The following is an 18,561-nucleotide window of genomic DNA, read 5'->3' on the forward strand; positions in this document are numbered from 1 at the left end:
CAAAATCCTGCGAGACTACCGCCGCGCCGCAAGCACGCTCGCCGACACCGTCTCCGGAATCGCGAACCTCCACAACATCATCCTCACAGCCTGACCCAACCACTAGCCCCACCAACCACAACACCAGCTACGAGACAGCCCTTAGGCAAACGCAAGCTCCGCGAATTGACCGCAGAAGATGTCGACAAATGGTTGGCCGAACTAGCCTGTTCTGTCAGCACGCGCACACTACGGCTGCTGCACTCGATTCTTAGTCGAGCTGTCAAGCACGCACAGGCACGGGACAAGGTGAAGCGTAATGTCGTCGCGCTCTGCGAAATTCCTACTGGACAGGATGGAAGGCCATCAAAGTCCCTCACGCTCGAACAGGCGGAAGCCGTCTTGGCTGCCTCGGAAAACTCACCGCTGCACGCGTACATCGTGTTGTCCTTGTTGATCGGTGCCCGAACGGAGGAGCTGCGCGCGCTGACTTGGGATCACGTAGACCTGGCTGGTGACGTCACCGCCGATCCCCCGGTGCTGCCTTCCATCAGTGTCTGGCGGTCTGTCCGGGCTGGCGGCGATACGAAAACGCGGAAGTCGAGGCGCACCCTCGCGATGCCGAAGCGTTGTGTGATTGCGCTCCGACTGCATCGAATGCGGCAACGAGCCGTGAAGGTGGCGAGCGGGCAGAGGTGGCAGGAACACGGGCTGGTGTTCGCCTCGCAGGTCGGTACGGAGCTGGATGCGCACAACGTCCGACGCCAGTTCCGGAAGGTCGTCGCGGCCGCCGGGCTCATCGCGGAGGAGTGGACACCTCGCGAGATGCGGCACAGCTTCGTCTCGCTGCTGTCCGACGCCAAGGTGCCTCTGGAAGACATTTCGCGCCTGTGCGGCCATAGTGGCACCGCTGTCACCGAGCAGGTCTACCGCCACCAGATCCGGCCGGTGATGGTCGAAGCCGCCACCGCGATGGACCAGATCTTCAGCCTTAGTCACCCACTTAGTCACTCGGCGCGCTGAGATCGCTGAACGAAAAGGACCCCTGACCTGGCTTTTAAAGCAGGTCAGGGGTCTTCTCTGGCCGTCGGGCTGACAGGATTTGAACCTGCGACCCCTTGACCCCCAGAGTAGTGGAGGCAACGCGCTTACCTGCGAAAACGGAGAATCCCCTGCACAAGCTGGGGCAGTTGCGGCACATTCGGGGCAGCTCAGCGAACAACACGAACATCGGCGGCTCCACTTTCGCTCCTTGCTCCACCAGTCGGCTGGGTGTTCGGTCAGTCCGCGCTACCTGCGAACGCAGCCTGGCGTTGACCTCTTCGGTGTGAACTATGTACGCGATACCGCGCCGACCTGGGAAAACATGCCTTCCGCAGGTTAGCGCGGGTCCGTTCGGAGCCGTCGGGCGCAGTTCAGCACCATTCAAAGCCTCCGTCTGCTCCCCGTTTGCTCCCCACGCCGCTCCCCCGTTACCTTCTTCGCGGCTCTTGTCCAAGGGCCATGGTCGCCAGGCCGGGCATGACTGATGCCCCCGGACGTCCTTGTCGATCTTCACGACCGAGGCGATCGAGGCGGTGGTGTACTCGCTGAAGGTGGAGATGCCGCACTGTTGGCCGACCGGGTCGCCGTCGAGGTGCATCCGGAACCTGGCCGGGTCGTCGGCTCGGGCGCCGGTGCGCAGCGAGGCACCGAGGTCGCAGAGATTGGACAGGCCGCTGGCGCAGAACTCGCACCGGCCGCAGGCAGGCAGGAATCAGAAGACGACGTGATCCCCGACCTCGAAGGCGGGAGTGTCCGGGCCGACCGCGGTGATCACGCCGGCGCCCTCGTGGCCGCCGGCGCAGGGGTAGATGCCGACCGGAATGTCCCCGGTAACGGCGTGGTCGGGTTGAGCGCGGCTGAGGGCTCCTGGAACACCATGCCGATCCGGGCGCCACGCACCTCCCGCAGCGCGCGTGGCCCGAGCCCGAGCAGTTCCCGGTTCCCGAGCACCCGTCCCGCTTCCTCCTGTCGTGACCGTCTCGGAGGCGGCCGGGCTCTCGTCCGGCCGCCGAACCCGTCAGGCTGTCCGGTGCGCCGCCCGGCGCCGCCTGTACTCGACGAGCCCGAAGATCACCAGAAGCCCGGCCATCGTGCCGTACGTCACCCAGCGCATGACTGCTGACGGCCCGGGTGGCGGGTTGAGGACATCGTTGATGTAGAGCCACACGATGACCAGTGCGGCGAGGGCCGCGGCCACGATGACGCGCCACTGCACACGCCTGTCCCGCAGCGTCCGGACGATCGCGCCGATCGAGAGGAGGAGGTAGGCGGGAAGCCACGAGTAGACCAGTGCGGTGGCGAGCGCCGTGTAGCCGCTGGTGACATCGCCGGCCACCACTACCGCCGACTCCACCACCACGAACCCGACCGCGGTCAGGACGATCATCGCGAGAGCCGGGCTGCGGTAGCGGCGGTGGACGACCGCCAGCCGGGATGGCAGCAGCTTGTCGGCGGCCAGGGTGGCGACGAAACGGGAGCCGAAGTTCACGAACCCGACCAGGCCGGCGAACATCGACACGGCCAGGAGGAGGTCCGCGGCGGTTCCGACCGCGGGAGGCAGCCCGGCGTGCAGAGCGAGCGCGGCGGGCGGTGAGAGCCCGGCTTCGATCTGCGCCGACGCGGCGGCGAGCCCGGGAATCTGCACGATCGTGGCGAGCAGGTACGCGATCCCGAGCACGACCGGCAACGACATGACGGCGAGGGGAACGTTCCGCTTCGGATCCCGGGTCTCGGCAGCCAGCGCCGCGAGGCTCTCGAACCCCACGAGAAACGTCACGCCGGCAGCGAAGCCCTGGAACGTCCCGTTGACCGAAAGTTCGTCCAGATCAAACTGGTGCGGCAGCTCGAGACCGGTGTGGGCACCACTGAGCACGGTGATGAGCAGTGGCAGCGGAAGTGACACGGCCGCCGCGATGACCACGGTGCGCACCGACGCGTCCAGGCCGCGGATGGCGATGAGTGCCGCCGCGCCCAGGGCGACGAGGTAGATGACCGCCTGGAAGGCGGCGCCGGTCGCGGCGTCCACTCCGATCTCGGTGAGAAAGCTGCCGAGGAACACCCCGACGACGCCGACGATGATCGCGACCTGCAGCACGAACCCCAACAGCAGCGCCGCGGCGACGACGATGCGGGCCCAGCGACCCTGGAACGCGTTGCCCATGTACGAGTAGATCGAACCCGTCGCCACGTACCGCCGCGCGAAAAAGCTGACCGTCAGTCCGATGCACACTGTCGCGGCCATCCCGAGAAGCTGTGAGGGCCAGCTCTGCATCCCGCTGTAGGAGAACATCAACATGGGAACGAGGGAAATCCCGACCGCGGGAGAACCGGCCGCGATCGCGAACAGAACGATCTGGGTGCGGCTGAGGTGACCCGCTTCCAGGTGCACCACCCCGCCGGAATCCACTGCTTCGCGTTGGTTCCGCACTTCTGGGTCAGGCATGGTGGGCCTCCCTATCGGCGGTCTGACAACACGACCTGCCGCACAGCGCGTGCCGCGCGGAGGCCGGTTTCGATGGCGCCGTCGATGTAGCCGACCCAGCCGGTCGCGATGTCCGCGGTGGCGAACGCGATGCGGCCCTCCAGCTCCATGAACCTCGTGTGTGGTTCGTAGCCGCTCAGCTGTCCCAAGCCGTAGTACATCCACGCGCCCCGGGAAAACTCGTCGTCCATCCCGTACACGCCAGGGACGACGTCGACGACCTCCACGTGCGGCAGCAGCTCCCGCAACGCCGCCGCGACCTCGGCGGGATCGCCCGGGTCCGTCATGCCACCCGTGGCGATCGCCACGACGGTCTGCTCGTCGGCCGACTGGCGCGAATCGGTCCAGACCGCGTCGAGGGGACGTCCTGGCCTGTTCAGGACGTTGATGTTCCGCGGCTCCCCCTTGATGCGAATGAGAATCTTCGCGGCCCCGGTGGCTCCTTGCATGCCCTCCCGCGCCGCCTGGATCCGTTCCGGGGACAGGGCCGGGGAGAAATCGATGTGGGGCCACACCCCGGTCGGCGTCGCGATCACGACGGCAGCGGACGAATACGTCCGGCCCCCCGCGGTCGACACCCGCACGCCCTGGCCGGTCGACTCCACTGTGGTCACTGCTTCGCCGAGGCGGACCTCGGCGCCACCGTCGGCCAGCATTGCGTTGAGGAGACTCGCCGTCCCCCGCGCGAGCTTGAAGCCCAGGATGGCTTCGTACACCGAATCGGCGTCCCCGCCGGACACCGACCACCATCGCATCCAGGTCAGGATGCTGCTTTCCTCCGCCGAGCGCATGGTCTCGTAGGTCAGCGCCTGGGTGACGAGCGCGTCGTCCTCCTCCGACAGGTCGAACCTGTCCATCCACTCGCGAACCGTGGTCCGGTCCAACTTTTCGACGTCCGCTCGTCGTAGCAGGGGCTGGAACGGCTGCGGGAAATAACGCCGGGACTCTTGGAAGAGCTTGTCCAGCAGCGCCGATTCACGCTTGTCGTATTCCGCGGCGTCGACCCAGGCCATGCCCGAGGAGGACGGAGCGAAACACTGGTCGGGCGCCACAGCGCCCGGAACGAGATCGTCGGCCAGACCGTAGCGCGTGATTTCCGCCCACACGTGGGGCTGACGCCAATGCACGTACGTGCCGCCGATGTCGACGAGCTGACCGTCGGACATCTGCGATGTCCACGTTCGTCCGCCTACGTGGTCCCGGCCTTCGAGTACCAGTGTGCGCAATCCTCGGACGGCGCACTCGCGAGCCGCCGTGGCGCCGGCAAAACCAGCGCCGACCACAATGACATCATAGTTTTTTGGCATGATCACTCCTTTGTGAGTCACGCGGTTGGTGGGAAGGAAAAGATCCGGTCTAGCGGGCCCGGTGCGCGGTCTTGGCGCCGGGTCGGTCAGCCATGAGTTCGATGGACTTCACGGCCAGGTCCATCGAGGCCCGCATACGCTTGCGGTCATGGTCGGCGAACCAGGCGAGGACAAGCCCGTCGACGATGGCGAAGACGAGGCGGACCAGTGGCTCGACGAGGTCGTCGTCCTCGCCGGGCAGCATGCAGGAACGGAGTATGCCGGCAGACTTCCGCTCCCCGGACCGGTAGGCGGTCCTGGCGATTTTCGACCACTTGCCGCCCTGGTGCAGCATCCATTGGTACAGGTCCAGCTGGGCGCGCGCGTAGGAGGGATTGGCCGTGTACCACTCGCATGCGGTGACGAGGAACGCCGCGGCCGCCTTACCCATCCCCGCATGCCGGCCCGTCGACTGCACCGCGTCCAGGATCAAGGCGTCGACATGCTGGAAAACGGCCACGAGAAGGTCCTGTTTCGTGGCGAAGCAGTAGTGGATGCTCGCCAGCGGGGCGTTCGCGGCGGCCGCGATGCGCCGCGTGGTGGCGCCACCGACGCCATGCTCGCCGATGACCTGGACGGCAGCCTCGATGAACCGCTGTCGACGGTCATCCGCCGCCATCCGGACCATGCGCTCCCCCTGCCCGCTGACTTGGTCGGCCGACCCAGACGGTAGCACGGGCTTAGCTTCCGTCAGCTCCTGGAATGAACCGCCGGATGTTGCGCGCTGCCTTGAGTCCGGTCTCGATCGCACCGTCGATGTAACCGACCAGCACGGTCGCGATGTCGGCCGTGGCGAACGCGATGCGGCCTTCCAGTTCGATGAACTTCCGCGACGGTTCGAAGCGGGTCATCACGCCGGGGCGCAGGTACATCCACGCGCCTCGCGAGTGCGGATCGCCCGCGTCGTAGACGCCAGCCGCCACTTCGAGAACCTCGACGTGCGGAAGGAGTTCCCTGATGCCGTCCGCGATCTCGGCCTTGTCGTTCGGATCCTTCATGAGCCTGCCCGCGACGGCCACGACCGTCTGCTCGTCGGGTGCGTCACGCCGCTCCGTCCACATCGTGTTGATGCGGTACGCGTCGCCGCTGGCCACCTCGATGCTGTGCGGCTCACCCTTGATCCGGGCCAGCACTTTGGCCGCGCGCGGGCCCTGAATCCCTTCGCGCACCGCCTCGAACCGCTCCGGCGCGATCGCGGGCGAGAAGTCGATGTCCAGCCAGGAACCCGTCGGCGTCGCGACGACCACCGCGGCACCCTGGTAGGTGTGCCCGTCGGTCGTCGACACCTCGACACCGGCATCGCCAGAGACGACCCGGGTGACGGTCTGCCCGAGCCGGACCTCGGAGCCGCCGTCGGCGAGCATCCGTTCTTGCAGGCTGCCGATCCCGTTCCGCAGCCGGTATCCGAGCAGCATCTCGTACGCCGAGTCGTAATCGCCGCCGGACTGGGCCCACCACCAGACCCAGGTGAGGATCCCGGCCTCGTCCGCGGGCCGGAGCGCCTCGTAGGTCAGCAAACCGGTCGCCAGCGCGTCGTCCTCCGGCGACAACTGGAATTGGTCGAGCCAGTCGCGAATGGTCAGCTGGTCCAGTTTCTCCACCTTCTCCCGTGCCGCCAGCGGATCCGGGAGGAACGGGAAGTAGTCACGCGCATCGGCGAAGATCCGGTTCATGAGCTCGGCCTCGCGCTTGCGGTGGGTGGCCGCGTCCACCCATTTCAGCCCGTCCCCGGACGGCGCCAGTACCTTTTCCGGGGTCTCGGACGCGGCGATGAGGTCGCCGGTCAGGCCGTATCGGGTCAGCTCGGCCCAGATGTGGGGCTGGCGCCAGTGCACGTACGTACCGCCGATGTCGATCGGCTGACCGTTGGAGAACCGGGAGGTCCAGGTCCTGCCCCCGATCCGGTCACGGCCTTCGAGCACCAGCGTGCGGAAGCCTCGTGTCGCGCACTCCCGTGCCGCGGCGGCGCCGGCGAAACCCGCGCCGATGACGATGACGTCGTAACGTTGCGACATTACTTCTCCTTTTTCCTGCGGCCGGCAGATTTCGGCTTGTTGCTGAAAAGGATTGTCAGGCGAGGTGCGATGAGAAAGGCTGATGATCAGCCGACTTGGTCGCTTGACCAGAATGCGTCCGGTCCTCGTCCGTGTCAACAGGAACCGGCGGGTCGGGCACCGTGCACAGATCGCGTCCGCCGGGTTCGTCCGCCGCGCCGAAGTTCCGGCCACCGTCATCCTGTTAGCGTCGCGAGATCTGGAACTGGCGGGAGGAGACACGATGCGGCCAGCCCCCTTCGATTACTCCGATCCTGAGACGGTGTCCGAGGTCTGCGAAGTCCTGCACCGACTTGGCGGCGAGGCCGCCGTGCTCGCCGGTGGGCAGAGCTTGCTCGCCCAGCTCAACAGCCGAACTCGCAGGCCCGCCGTGCTGGTCGACCTACGCCGAGTCGCGCAGCTGCGCGAGGTGACCGTCGAGCGCGGCACCCTCGTGATCGGCGCGGGTGTCACCCAGCGGGCGCTGGAGCACCACTCGGCGACACCGGCCGTGCTGCGCGAAGCGCTCGCCCGCGTCGGGCACATCCCCACGCGCAACCGCGGCACCGTCGGCGGAAGTCTCGCGTTCGGCGATCCCCAGGGCGAGTTGCCCACGGCGGTGCTGGCGCTCGACGGCCGCGTCCGCGTGACCTCCGTGCGGGGTGAGCGTGTCCTCGCCGCGACGGGGCTGTGGACGGGCCCGTTCAGCACCGCGCTAGCCCCCGACGAGCTGATCACCGCCATCGAGGTGCCGCTGCCCGAGGATTCCCGGTGGGCGTTCGAGCAGCGCGACTTCCGCCGGCACGGCAAGACCACCGCGGTCGCCGGATTCCGCGCCGGGCGGCTCGTGCTGTCCCTGGGCGGTGTCGGCACGCGCCCGTTCCTCGTCGACGACGAGCTGCTCGCGGATCGCTCCCCCGACGCCGTCGGCGCCGCCGTGCGCGAACTCGTCGTGCCGATCGGCCCCGACCCCTACGTGTCCATCGACCACCGCAGGCACCTCGCCGCTTCCGCCACCGCGGCCGCGCTGCGCCGCGTCCTGACCACCGCACCTCGGGAGGATTCATGACCACGACGGCACGGCCGATGCCCGGACGCCGGACGCGGCGCGCGATCACGGTGCGCGTCAACGGCGAGGAGGTGACCGGCGCCGTCGAGCCACGCACCCACCTCGCCGACTTCCTGCGCGAGAAGGCGCAACTCACCGGCACCCACACCAGCTGTCACCAGGGCCCGTGTGGAGCGTGCACGGTGCTGGTCGACGGGCTGTCCGCCCGGTCGTGCCTCACACTGGCCGTGCAGGCCGACGGGGCCGAGGTCACGACGGTCGAGGGCATCGCCGAGCGCGGCGCGCTTTCGGTGCTCCAGCAGGCCTTCATCGAGCACTTCGGCTTCCAATGTGGATACTGCACGCCCGGCATGATCGTTCTCGGCACCGAAATCCTCGCCGAGGCCGCCGCCGGCGCGGTGTTCACCCGCGAGGATCTGCGCGCCCGCCTGTCGGCCAACCTGTGCCGCTGCACCGGGTATGTCGGCATCGTCAACGCCCTCGAAGCGGCGCTCGCCGCCCAGGCACGGGGAGAGTCCGCATGAACGCCACCGACCAGCGCGTCACCGGCAGCCGTGTCCCCAACCGCAACGGCGAGCGGTTCGTGCGCGGCGCCGGCCGCTACACCGGCGACATCCACCTCCCGCGCGAGGCGACGATGGTGTTGCTGCGCAGTCCGCACGCCCGCGCCAAGATCCTCGACATCGACACCTCCGCGGCCGCCGCGCTCGACGGCGTCCACGCCGTCGCGACCGGTGCCGAGCTGTTCGACCGCATCGGCCCCCACGGCTACCTGTGGGACCTGCCCGGCCAGAAGGTCGGTTCCGGGCGTCCACTGGCACACGGCGAGGTGCGGCATGTCGGCGAGCCACTGGTGGCCGTCGTCGCGTGCGACCAGTACGTGGCCGAGGACGCCCTCGACCTGATCCGGGTGGAGTACGAACCGCTGCCGCCGGTGAACACCCCGGCGGAGTCCCTGGCGGAGGGCGCACCGCTGCTCCACGCCGACTGGGGAGACAACGTCCAGGTCGTCGCGAGCTGGCCGGTCGCGATCCCCGGCCTGCCCACACCCCCGGACCCGGCGCAGGCGCTGGCGGAGGCACATCTGACCGTGCGCGAGACGTGGACCTCCTCGCGCATCACGGCGGCGTCGATGGAAGCCCGCGCGGTGGTCTGTGACTACGCGCCCGGACCGGCGCTGACGTTGTACACCTCCACCCAGGCCCCGCACATCATCCGCGAGGAGGTCGCCCGGATGCTCGGGGTCGCCGAGCACCGCATCCGCGTCATCGCCCCGCATGTGGGCGGCGCGTTCGGCATGAAGGGAGTCTTCTACCCGGAGGAGGCCCTCGTGCCGTACTTCGCGATGCTGCTGCGCCGCCCGGTTCGCTGGATCGAACAGCGCGACGAGAGCTTCGTCGCGGACACCCCCTCGCGCGCGCAGGAAATGGACTTGGCGGTCGGCTTCGATACCGACGGGCGCATCGTCGGGCTGCGCGCCCGGTACTCCATCGACCTGGGCAGCGCGCCGTCGGCCTGTGGCGCCGGGACCGGATGGGCCACCGGTGCCCTGCTTCCCGGGCCGTACGCGGTGCCCGCCGTCGACATCGTCGCCACCGCGGTGGTGACCGACAAGACACCGCTGGGTGCCTTCCGCGGTTTCGGTCAGCCCGAGGCCAATTTCCCGCTGGAGCGCACGCTCGACATCGCCGCGCGGCGGCTCGGGCTCGACCCGGCCGAGATCCGCCGACGCAATCTGGTCCCGGCGGCGAAAATGCCGTTCGCCACGGCCACGGGCAGCATGCTCGACAGCGGCGACTACGCCGAGCTGCTCGAGCTTCTGCTCGAACGTCCCGCCTACCGGGCCGCGCTGGCCGAGCGGGACGCCGGCCGCGCCGAGGGCCGCGTCCTGGGCCTGGGACTGGCCGTGTACAACGAGAACACCAACTTCGGCCCCTCCGGAATCCTGCCGCTGATCGGTGTCTCGACCGGTGGCTGGGACACCGCGACGGTGCGGATCGAGCCCGACGGCACGGTCCGCGTGGTCAGCAGCCAGACCCCGATGGGCCAGGGCGTCGAAACCGCCTACGCCCAGGTCGCCGCGGACGCGTTCGGGGTGCCGCTCGACGCGGTCACCGTCGCGTTCGGCGACACCGATTCCAGCCACTTCACCGGGTACGCCAGTGGCGCGAGCCGTGCCGCGGGTGTCGGCGGCTCCTCGGTGCTGATGGCCGCGGGCAAGGTCCGCGACAAGATGCGGGCGATCGCCGCGCACCTGCTGGAAGCCTCGGCCGACGATGTCGAGCTGACGGCGGGCGGGTTCGTCGTCGCCGGCAGCGGGATGGACCCGTTGCCGATCGCGGGCGTGGCCAAGGCCGCCTATCAGGGCGGCAACCTGCCCGAGGGCATGGAGCCCGGGCTGATCGCGGAAGCCGGGTACGACCCGCCGGGGATGGCCTTCTCCTACGGCGCGGTGGCCGCGCTCGTGGAGCTCGATCCCGAGACCGGGAAGGTCGCGGTGCGCCGGCTGATCTTCGGGCACGACTGCGGCACCCAGCTCAACCCCGCGATCGTCGAGCACCAGGTGATCGGTGGTGCGGTGCAGGGCATCGGGATGGCCCTGTCCGAGGTGCTTCCCTACGACGAGCACGGGCGCCCGTTCGCCAGGTCGTTCGCCGACTACCTGCTGCCGCTGGCCACCGACGTGCCGGAGATCGATCTGTTCCACACCGAGCACCCGACGCCGTTCACCCTCAACGGCGCCAAGGGCGTCGGCGAGAGCGGTGTGATCGCGGCACCCTCGGCGATCGTCAACGCGATCCAGGACGCCCTGCCCGAGGGCGCCGCCCCCATCACCTCGATCCCCGTGCTGCCCGAGCGGGTGCTCGACGGGCTGCGCACCGGCGTCAGCCGAGGGTGACGACGGTTTTGCCGACGAGGCTGCGGTCGCGCAGGGCGTTGATCGCGTCGGAGGCGCTGCGCAGCGGGACGAGCGCGGCAAGGGATTAGTCGAAAGCCTTGGCACCGGCCGAATCGAGCACGAGATCCGCCCTGGCCCGCGGTCACCTCAGCCAGCTCGGCAAACCCACCGCCGTCTACGACCAGCGTCGCCACCCGGCACGGCCACCTCCCTCGCCCCGACACCTGGTAGCGCGTTGTCCTTCCCGACCTCGGCGCGGAGTTCGACTACGGCGCCACCTACGTGCTCGAGGACTACCGCGCCTACATGTACGCCCCGCTGCACATCGAGACCGACTACGTCGGCATGCCCGTGATCGCGAAGACCGAGATCATCTCCCAGACGGACTCCTTCACCGGCAGCGGTGGCTTGGAGACTGAGGGGCGCGGGTGCGGCGCCGGCTTCTGACGGTGCCGGGCGCCACGGGGTGCGGAACGCGTCGCGGATGTCGCCAAGGTGAGTCGGCAGGTCCTCACGCAGGTTCCCGGTATCCAGCGGCCGGCGGCGGGGCGAACTCGTCACGCCGGTCGATGAACGCCGTGGCCACCAAACCCGCCTTGTCACCCCACCGCCGGTAGATCGTCGTCTTGTTCACCCCGGCCCGCTCGGCCACCGACTCGATCCGCAGCGCCGCGTACCCGACCTCGCTCAGCTCGGCGATCGTCGCATCCAGCACGGCCTGGCCCACGCGCGCCGTCCGGCCTCCTGGCCGCGACGTCCTGCTGTCCGCCCGCAGGTGCTCGACCGAGCCGGTGCCCGGTTCGCCGGTGTCCTTCCCCACCGCCCCAAGATAACGGGCCCGCTCTCACCAGCCTCCGCGCAGGACCAGGAGGCGGACCTGCAACTCAAGCGTGAACCGCTGGACCGCGTCGTCGAGGTCGATGGCGCAGAGCTTTTCGATCCGCTGGAGCCGGTAGCGGAAGGTGTTCCGGTGCACCCGCAGGGCCGCGGCGGCGCGGGTGGCGTCGCAGCCGGCGTCGAACCAGCTCAGCAGGGTGTCCAGGTACTCGGCGCCGCGCGGCGAGTCGTCGTGGCGCAGCACGTCGAGCGCGCCGTGCAACAGCTGCGGATGGTCGGTGGCCAGGCCGGCCACCTCGGCGATCAGGACGTGCGGGCGCAGGTCGGCCAGGTCGCCGGTCACCGGCTCCGCTCGCGCGGCCAGCACGTCCACCGCTCGCCGCAGCAGTCCGCATTCGGCACGGACGTCCTGGCTCGTCTCGAGCGGCCGGCTGAGGCAGGCGACCAGGGGGCCGCCGGCAGCCCTGGCTGCGCGTTGCCGCAGGCGCTCGGCGAACGCGGCCGGGCCGGGCGCGGCGGGGAACAGCACGTAGGCCACCGCGCCCAGTACCGCCGTGGACGCGTCCGGATTCAGCATCCGCGCGCAGCGGCCCAGCACCCGTTCGACGTCCGGGGTCACTCCGCCCGTCTTCGCGTGCGCCCCGAGGCTCATCAGGCACCATCGCCGTGTGCCCGGCCGGTCGAGCCGGTCCGCCAGTGCCTCCAACGATCCGGTCCCGGTCAGCAGCCTGCGCAGCAGCTCCGCCCGCACCGCGTCTTCGTCGTCGCGTCCGGCCGGTTCGTCGATGAACCACGCGGCGGCCGCCGCCGCGACGTCACCGAGCACCCGCGGCGCGGAATCGGGGGTGTCGGCGCCGGGCGCCAGCACCGCATATCCGCCCACCACGTGCCCGACCGGGATCGGCGCGACGAGCCGCGGACCCGCGCCCGGCACGTCGATCCAGGCGGCGGTCCGCATCGGCGCGAACTGGTCGCGCAGGGCAACGGGGACCCGCCGGGCGAGGATCGTCTTGGTGGTGAGGTCGTCGACCGTCCCGGGGCAGGCGAAGGCGAGCACCCGCAGACCCGCGTCGGTGAGCACGACCGCGCCGTCCAACGCGAGTGCCGCGCTTTCGGCGAGCTCGTAGAGCCCGCTCGCGGTGGGGGCGCCGCTTCGCGCACCGAATCGGGCGCCGGACACCAGCGCCCGCACCAGCGTGCCGATCTCCTCCCAGCCGACCTGCTCCCCCACCGCGAGCACCGGCACCCCGGCCCGCGCCGCGACCGCCGTGACGTCGAAGTCCCGCGGCAGGCAGCCCTCGCGCACCACGAGCGCGGCGGCATCCGCGCGAGCGGCCGTCTCCAGCGCCTCGGTGAGCTCGGCGGCGGCCGGGCGCGGCGCGGGCACCAGCACCAGCTGATGCCGGCCCGGTGGCCGCGCCGGGTCCCAGATCGTCGCGCCGGACAACGGCTTGTCGATCCCCGTCGCCGGGGCCAGCACCGTGAACCAGCCACGCCGGGCTCCGACGAGTCGCGGCAGCCGGACCGCCGGCAGTGGAAGGACCCCTGTCGATTCGCCTGGCCGGTTGTCGACGACCGTCATCGGACCACTCCTTCCGCCACGTCACACCGCGTGGGAGCAAGGTTAGGCAGCGATCGGCCCGCCGTCAGTGGGCACACAGCCCGGTGAAAGCCGTTCAACAGTGCGCTGAGCCACGACCACGGTTCTCCAGACGTGTCAGGCCAAGGTGCGAAGCCGTGGCAGGAGATCCTTCCTGGCCAGTTCGAGGAACCGGGCCTGGTCGTGGCCGGGCGCGTGCAGCACCAGATCCGTGAAACCCGCCGCCACGTACGGGCGTATTCGGTCCACGACCTCGTCCGGATCGGCCGAGACGATCCAGCGGGAGGCCACCTGCGTCATCGGCAGTGCGTCGGCGACCCGTTCCATGTCGACCGGATCGGAGATGCCGTGCTTCTGCTCGGCGGTCAGCGACAGCGGCGCCCAGAACCGGGTGTTCTCGATCGCGGCTTTCTCGTCGGTGTCGTAGGACACCTTGATCTCGATGGACCGCACCACGTCCGCGGGGTCCCGGCCGGCCTGCGCGGCACCGGCGTCGACAGCGGGCTGCAACTTCTCCGTGTAGAGGTCCATCCCCTTGCCGCTGGTGCAGATGAATCCGTCCGCCGCCCGGCCGACGTACTTGGCGACCACCGGCCCGCCCGCCGCCACGTGGATCGGGACCGGCTGCGGTGGCCGGTCGTAGACCGTCGCGTTCTCGGTGCGGTAGTACCGGCCGTCGAAGGTGACCCGCTCCTCCGTCCACAAGCGACGGATCAGGTCGATCGCCTCGCGCAGGCGGGCGAAGCGTTCCCGGAACTCGGGCCAGTCGAGCCGGGCCACCGAGACCTCGTTGAGCGCCTCACCGGTGCCGAGACCGAGAACGACCCGCCCCGGGTAGAGCGCGCCGAGGGTGGCGAACGCCTGGGCCACCACGGCCGGGTGGTAACGGAAGGTCGCGGTCAGCACGCTGGTGCCCAGCCGGACCCGTCCGGTCCGCTCGCCCACCGCGGCGAGCCAGGCCATCGAGAACGGCGCGTGCCCGTCGCGGTGCCGCCATGGCTGGTAGTGGTCGCTGACGAGCACCGAGTCGAACTCCTGCTGTTCGGCCAGCACGGCCAGCTCGACGAGTTCGCGTGGTCCGAACTGTTCCGCCGACGCCTTGTAGCCGACGGTGATGCCGGCGTGTTCGAAGTTCATGTCCGGCAGTCAACAGCTCCGCAGCGGCCAGGTCATCGTGCTCCGTGGCCGAACCCGGACCCGTCGCCCTTGTGCGGCCCGTCGGGCGGGTCGTCCCACTCGACGTCCACCGCGCGCGCCGCCAGGTGCACTGCCAGCCGGTCGTCGGGATCGCCGAGGTCGGCCTGCAGCAACTCGGTGACCCGTTCCATGCGCTGCATGACGGTGTTGCGGTGCACGCCGAGGAGCACGCCGGCCGCCTTCGCCGAGGACTGGCAGTCGAGGTAGCAGCGCAGCGTGCGGACCAGCTCGCCCGACGGGTCGGCCTCCGCCAGCGGCGCCAGCAGGTCGGCCGCGGCACCGCGCAGCGGAGCCGAGCCGTACCAGCCCGCCAGCAGCCTGCGCGTGCTGACGGCGTCGAAGTGCTCGACGGCCGCCGGGCGGTGGGTGGTGCGGGCGAGCAGGGTCGCCTGGCGCGCCTGGTCGACGGACCGGCCGATCCCCGCCGTGCCCGCGTGCGGTGCGCCCATGCCCGCGCACAGGCGCAGCCCGGGATGCTCCGCCTCGAGCGCGGCGAGTGTCCTGGTGAGCCGCTCGGTCAACGGTCCGGGGTCCGCCTCGGTGGCCTCCGCCTCAGTGGTCGACCAGAACACCCAGCCCTCGGCCCGTTCCACGACAGCCGCGGGCACACCGTGCTCGGCCAGCTGTTCCTCCAGTTCGGCGCCCAGCGCGGACGCCCGCAAGGCCGGGGGCGCGTCCGAGACCTGCACGTGCACCGCGGTGTGCCAGCCGGCCAGCCGCCAGCCCAGCGCCGTGGCCCGCTCGACCGTGCGACGTCCCGGATCGTCGGGTTGCTCGAGGATTTCGTTCAGCAGCAACGATCGCCGGCGGTGTTCGCGTTCGGCCCGGACGGCCTCGCTCGCCACGTGCACCGCGAAGGACAGCGCGACGATCGCGACCGCGCGCCGGACCGGTTCGAGCAGTACCCCGGTCGCGAAGCGCGGCCGGCGGACCACGATCCAGTACGCCGCCGGCCCGGCCGGGTCGACCTGCACCGGCTGCGCCAGCAGGCCGTCGCCGTCGGTCTCGAACGTCACCGCGACCGGATGCGGATCCCCGAGCTCCTGCGCGGTCGCGCGGGTGCCGAGCAGCGCGTGCACCGCGGGGTCTCCCGCCACGAACCGCGCTTCGGCGTCGACCAGGGCGACCGGCTCGCCGAGCGTCGCCGCCAGCAAGGAGGTGAGCGCGTTCGCGTTGGCCGGTGGGCGCTGGAAGTGACGGGCCGCGTCACCGAGCACCCGCAGTCCCGCCATCTCGGGCGCACGGACGTAGGGGTCGAACGCGGCGACGACCCCGGCGGGGGCGATGTCCTCGACACCGACGAGCGGCAACGCCAGCCGGTCCGCCAGCCGCCGGGTGGCGAAGGGAACCTGCCGTGACGTGCGTGCCGCGATGATCCCGGACAGGCCCGCGCTGCCGGCCAGCCGGATCGCGAGATCGACCGCCAGATCGTCGAGGGCGAGCTGCTCACGGCCGAACACCACGACACTGCCCGGCGCGAGCTCGGACACCTCGTGCACAGCCGAACCGGCCACGACCATCCGGACGGGCCGCCCGAGGCCCGCCGCACCGCCGAGCACCTCGTGGTGGTTGAGCAGGTCCAGGTCCAGCAGCTGGCCCAGGGTGACCGCCGGGGAGCCCGTCACGGCGCCACCGTCGCTTCGGCCGGCTCCAGCAGCGGCCCCACGGCGGTGACCCGCAGCCGCGCGGCGGGCACCGGAACATAGGTCATCAGCGCCTCCTGCACCGGGCTCTCCCGCAGCGTGCGCGGATCGGCGCCGGCCCGCACCGCGGCGTCCGAGGCGAGCCGCCGGGCCCGGTCCACCGAGTCCTGCCGCCCACCCGCGCCCTGCCAGAAGATCCGGTCGACCGAGCCCATCGCCTCGGCCGTCGCCGCACCGACCGCCGCCGCCAGATCGCCGTCCGGTGGCCGGAGCACCGGGAGGCCCGGCGGATCCGGCAGGTCGTCCGCCCGGTCGCCGACGATCACGACCGGCATCCCGTCCACCCCGTACCGTGCGCGGGCGAGCGCCGCGAGCAGCCGGGCGGTGAACTCTTCCGCGCGACGGGACACCATCGTCAGTCGTGGCGTCCGCAGGCCCGTCCGGATACCCGCGATGTGCCGCGGCAGCCCCGAATCGGGCAACAGCCCCGCGTGCGTGGTGCCGACGACCGCACGGTCGGCGGTGACCTCCACGACTGCGGCCGAGCGGACCCCCGCGAGCCGCGCCGCACCGTGGATCAGACCCCCGTGCCCGGCCCCGATCCAGGCCGTGGCATGGCGTGGCGCGTCGAGCGCGGGCAGCACCGTGCCGTCGCCACGCAGGACGTGAAGCTCCGCGTCCGGGCAGTGCACCCGGACCGCCGCCCCCAGCTCGTCGAGACGAGCACGGGCGACACCGGCGAACGCCGCGTCCAGCACCGCGGTGTGTTCCCGCTCCAGCAACCCGAGCGCCTCGGTCTCGGCACCGCGCAGCACCGGCACGTCCGCCCCGAGCTCATCGGCGATCACGTCCGCGGCACGCTGCTCGTGCTCGGGATTCTCCAGCGCGTGGATTCCCGCGACCGCGACCGCGCCGACGTCGCCGGCACACCGGCGCGCGAACCCGGCCACCGCGAGAAGATCCAGCGGCGCCGAGATCCGGCCGTCGTACTCGTGCCCGCCGCGCACCATCGTCACCGGCCCGGCGAACGCCCGCCGCTGCGGGGCGGGCCATCCGGCCAGCGGGGGCAGCGCGGTCGCCGCGGGAGCACCGATGCGCACCACCCCCACCCGCACCCCACCGGCGACCTCCGCCGGCGTCAGGTCCGGCAGGATCACCACGACCCGGTCGATCGCCGCCGGGTCTTTCCCGCCGGCGACCACCGCGCCCAGCAATCGCGCGGCCGGGTCCCGTCGTGGTCTCCCCCGGTGGGTCGCGACGATCCGGCCCTGCCGGTCGAGGGCGACCGCGCGCGCCCGGACCGCGTCCACCCCCACCCGCAGCCGGCTCGCGCTGGGCGGCGCCGTCATCGCACGGCCGCGACAGGACGGGCGCCGTCGAACCGGACGGGATCCACGGCGTAGCCGAAGGCGCGCGGTCCCACCATCGCGTGCCCGCCGGGCGTGTGCCACCGGTGGTCCGCGGGCCCGGTGATCACGTGCACGACCTGTCCGAGCGCGAGGTCGACGGTCTGCATCAGCGCGCCGGTGCCCGCGTCGGCCACGCTGATCAGATCCGGCACGGTCGCCAGCACGATGCCCTCCCCGCTCACGATCAGGTTCTCGTTCTGGAAGTCGATCCGCACGAAACCGTCCGCGGTCTGCAGGGACACGACGCCGCGCGGCCAGCCGTCGGTGGAATGCTGCACGAGTTCGGCGACCGTTCCCGTGCACAGCAGCCGGCCGCCGCACGCGCGCAGGTAGGGCTCGTACCCGCCGGCCACGGCCGGGGACACCGCGCGCATCGCCGCGCCGATCCGGGCGCACTCGGTCACCGAACCGTCGACCCCGAGGCGGGCGCAGTCGCCCGCGTTCACCCGGTACGCGCTGACGAGCGCGACGAGGCCGAGGCTGGGCATGACCGCACGGACGAGCCTGCCGAGCACGGTGGGGTCGCCCTGGCTGAACTCCGCCACGACCCCGGCGCCGCCGACCACGGTGATCGGCGCGGCGGGATGCCCGTGCAGGCCCAGCAGCGTCATGTCGATCGACGGCAGCGTGCGCCGCATCAGGTCGCTGTCCAGGCACGGCAGGCCGAGCTCGGCGGCGACGGCCAGCGCCACGGCCAGGTTGATCGCGCCGAGCTGGATCGGCAGCACCGCCGCGCACGCCCGCGCGGCCCGCGCTTCCACCGCCGCGCGCAGCGTCTCCGCCTCGAGAGTGCTGTGCGCCTTCTCGGCGAGGGCGTAGGGCGTGCCGGCGGACACGACCGGCAGCACGAGCGCGTCCGGATCGAGCATCCCCGGCCTGACCAGCGGGATCGGCCCGTGCCTGCGGACGGCGGCGGCCAGCAGCTGCTGCCCCAGGTACGGGTCGCCGCCACCACCGCTGCCGAAGTGCACCGCCCCGCGCACGATGTCGTCGACCGCGGCTTCGGCGACGTGATCCATCGGT

Annotated in this window: 15 protein-coding genes and 1 pseudogene; 5 read left to right on the forward strand and 11 right to left on the reverse strand. The window is 71.0% G+C overall.

The window, feature by feature from the left end:
• Positions 1 to 165: 165 nt before the first annotated feature.
• Positions 166 to 1,002, forward strand: coding sequence for a site-specific integrase (locus D0D28_RS16345; protein WP_116111153.1), 837 nt, complete (start codon positions 166 to 168; stop codon positions 1,000 to 1,002).
• A gap of 733 nt (positions 1,003 to 1,735) precedes the next feature.
• Here D0D28_RS16345 and D0D28_RS36800 read toward each other — a convergent pair.
• From D0D28_RS36800 to D0D28_RS16375, 5 genes and pseudogenes are all read right to left on the reverse strand, one after another.
• A pseudogene (locus D0D28_RS36800) lies at positions 1,736 to 1,852 on the reverse strand (alcohol dehydrogenase catalytic domain-containing protein); the annotation flags it as partial.
• 189 nt (positions 1,853 to 2,041) lie between these two features.
• The gene (locus D0D28_RS16360; RefSeq protein WP_116111154.1) at positions 2,042 to 3,466 is read right to left on the reverse strand and encodes an APC family permease; all 1,425 of its coding nucleotides are present in this window, start codon (positions 3,464 to 3,466) and stop codon (positions 2,042 to 2,044) included.
• An 11-nt stretch (positions 3,467 to 3,477) separates the two neighbouring features.
• Positions 3,478 to 4,812, reverse strand: coding sequence for a flavin monoamine oxidase family protein (locus D0D28_RS16365; protein ID WP_116111155.1), 1,335 nt, complete (start codon positions 4,810 to 4,812; stop codon positions 3,478 to 3,480).
• Between the two features lie 49 nt (positions 4,813 to 4,861).
• On the reverse strand, positions 4,862 to 5,479 hold the full coding sequence (locus D0D28_RS16370) for a TetR family transcriptional regulator (RefSeq protein WP_162831090.1): 618 nt from the start codon (positions 5,477 to 5,479) through the stop codon (positions 4,862 to 4,864).
• A 52-nt stretch (positions 5,480 to 5,531) separates the two neighbouring features.
• Positions 5,532 to 7,085 (reverse strand): flavin monoamine oxidase family protein, encoded by a 1,554-nt coding sequence (locus D0D28_RS16375; protein WP_116111157.1) that lies wholly within the window; start codon positions 7,083 to 7,085, stop codon positions 5,532 to 5,534.
• A 43-nt stretch (positions 7,086 to 7,128) separates the two neighbouring features.
• On the opposite strand from D0D28_RS16375, the gene D0D28_RS35700 reads away from it, so the two are divergent.
• From D0D28_RS35700 to D0D28_RS35705, 4 genes are all read left to right on the forward strand, one after another.
• Complete coding sequence (locus D0D28_RS35700) at positions 7,129 to 7,953, forward strand: FAD binding domain-containing protein (protein WP_275895908.1); 825 nt, start codon at positions 7,129 to 7,131, stop codon at positions 7,951 to 7,953.
• Positions 7,950 to 8,477 carry a (2Fe-2S)-binding protein gene (locus D0D28_RS16390; RefSeq protein ID WP_240323230.1) on the forward strand — a complete coding sequence of 176 codons (528 nt, stop codon included), beginning with the start codon at positions 7,950 to 7,952 and terminating at the stop codon, positions 8,475 to 8,477. The genes D0D28_RS35700 and D0D28_RS16390 overlap by 4 nt, the downstream gene beginning before the upstream one ends.
• Entirely contained in the window at positions 8,474 to 10,852 is a 2,379-nt protein-coding gene (locus D0D28_RS16395) for a xanthine dehydrogenase family protein molybdopterin-binding subunit (protein WP_116111159.1), read from the forward strand. Before D0D28_RS16390 ends, D0D28_RS16395 begins: the two co-directional genes overlap by 4 nt.
• Positions 10,853 to 11,134: 282 nt before the next feature.
• Positions 11,135 to 11,299 carry a hypothetical protein gene (locus tag D0D28_RS35705; protein WP_162831092.1) on the forward strand — a complete coding sequence of 55 codons (165 nt, stop codon included), beginning with the start codon at positions 11,135 to 11,137 and terminating at the stop codon, positions 11,297 to 11,299.
• Between the two features lie 64 nt (positions 11,300 to 11,363).
• On the opposite strand, the gene D0D28_RS16400 is transcribed toward D0D28_RS35705, so the two are convergent.
• From D0D28_RS16400 to D0D28_RS16425, 6 genes are all read right to left on the reverse strand, one after another.
• Complete coding sequence (locus D0D28_RS16400; RefSeq protein WP_240323231.1) at positions 11,364 to 11,672, reverse strand: TetR/AcrR family transcriptional regulator; 309 nt, start codon at positions 11,670 to 11,672, stop codon at positions 11,364 to 11,366.
• Positions 11,673 to 11,696: 24 nt separating this feature from the next.
• Positions 11,697 to 13,271 (reverse strand): helix-turn-helix domain-containing protein, encoded by a 1,575-nt coding sequence (locus D0D28_RS16405; protein WP_116111160.1) that lies wholly within the window; start codon positions 13,269 to 13,271, stop codon positions 11,697 to 11,699.
• Between the two features lie 135 nt (positions 13,272 to 13,406).
• Entirely contained in the window at positions 13,407 to 14,426 is a 1,020-nt protein-coding gene (fgd, locus tag D0D28_RS16410) for a glucose-6-phosphate dehydrogenase (coenzyme-F420) (protein WP_116111161.1), read from the reverse strand.
• A gap of 32 nt (positions 14,427 to 14,458) precedes the next feature.
• Positions 14,459 to 16,111, reverse strand: coding sequence for a helix-turn-helix domain-containing protein (locus tag D0D28_RS16415; RefSeq protein WP_240323232.1), 1,653 nt, complete (start codon positions 16,109 to 16,111; stop codon positions 14,459 to 14,461).
• Positions 16,108 to 17,478 carry a hydantoinase/oxoprolinase N-terminal domain-containing protein gene (locus D0D28_RS16420; RefSeq protein ID WP_116111162.1) on the reverse strand — a complete coding sequence of 457 codons (1,371 nt, stop codon included), beginning with the start codon at positions 17,476 to 17,478 and terminating at the stop codon, positions 16,108 to 16,110. Before D0D28_RS16420 ends, D0D28_RS16415 begins: the two co-directional genes overlap by 4 nt.
• Entirely contained in the window at positions 17,475 to 18,557 is a 1,083-nt protein-coding gene (locus D0D28_RS16425; protein ID WP_116111163.1) for a DUF917 domain-containing protein, read from the reverse strand. Before D0D28_RS16425 ends, D0D28_RS16420 begins: the two co-directional genes overlap by 4 nt.
• Positions 18,558 to 18,561: the final 4 nt, after the last annotated feature.

Source organism: Amycolatopsis ruanii (genome assembly GCF_003385175.1).
Classification (GTDB): domain Bacteria; phylum Actinomycetota; class Actinomycetes; order Mycobacteriales; family Pseudonocardiaceae; genus Amycolatopsis_E; species Amycolatopsis_E thermalba.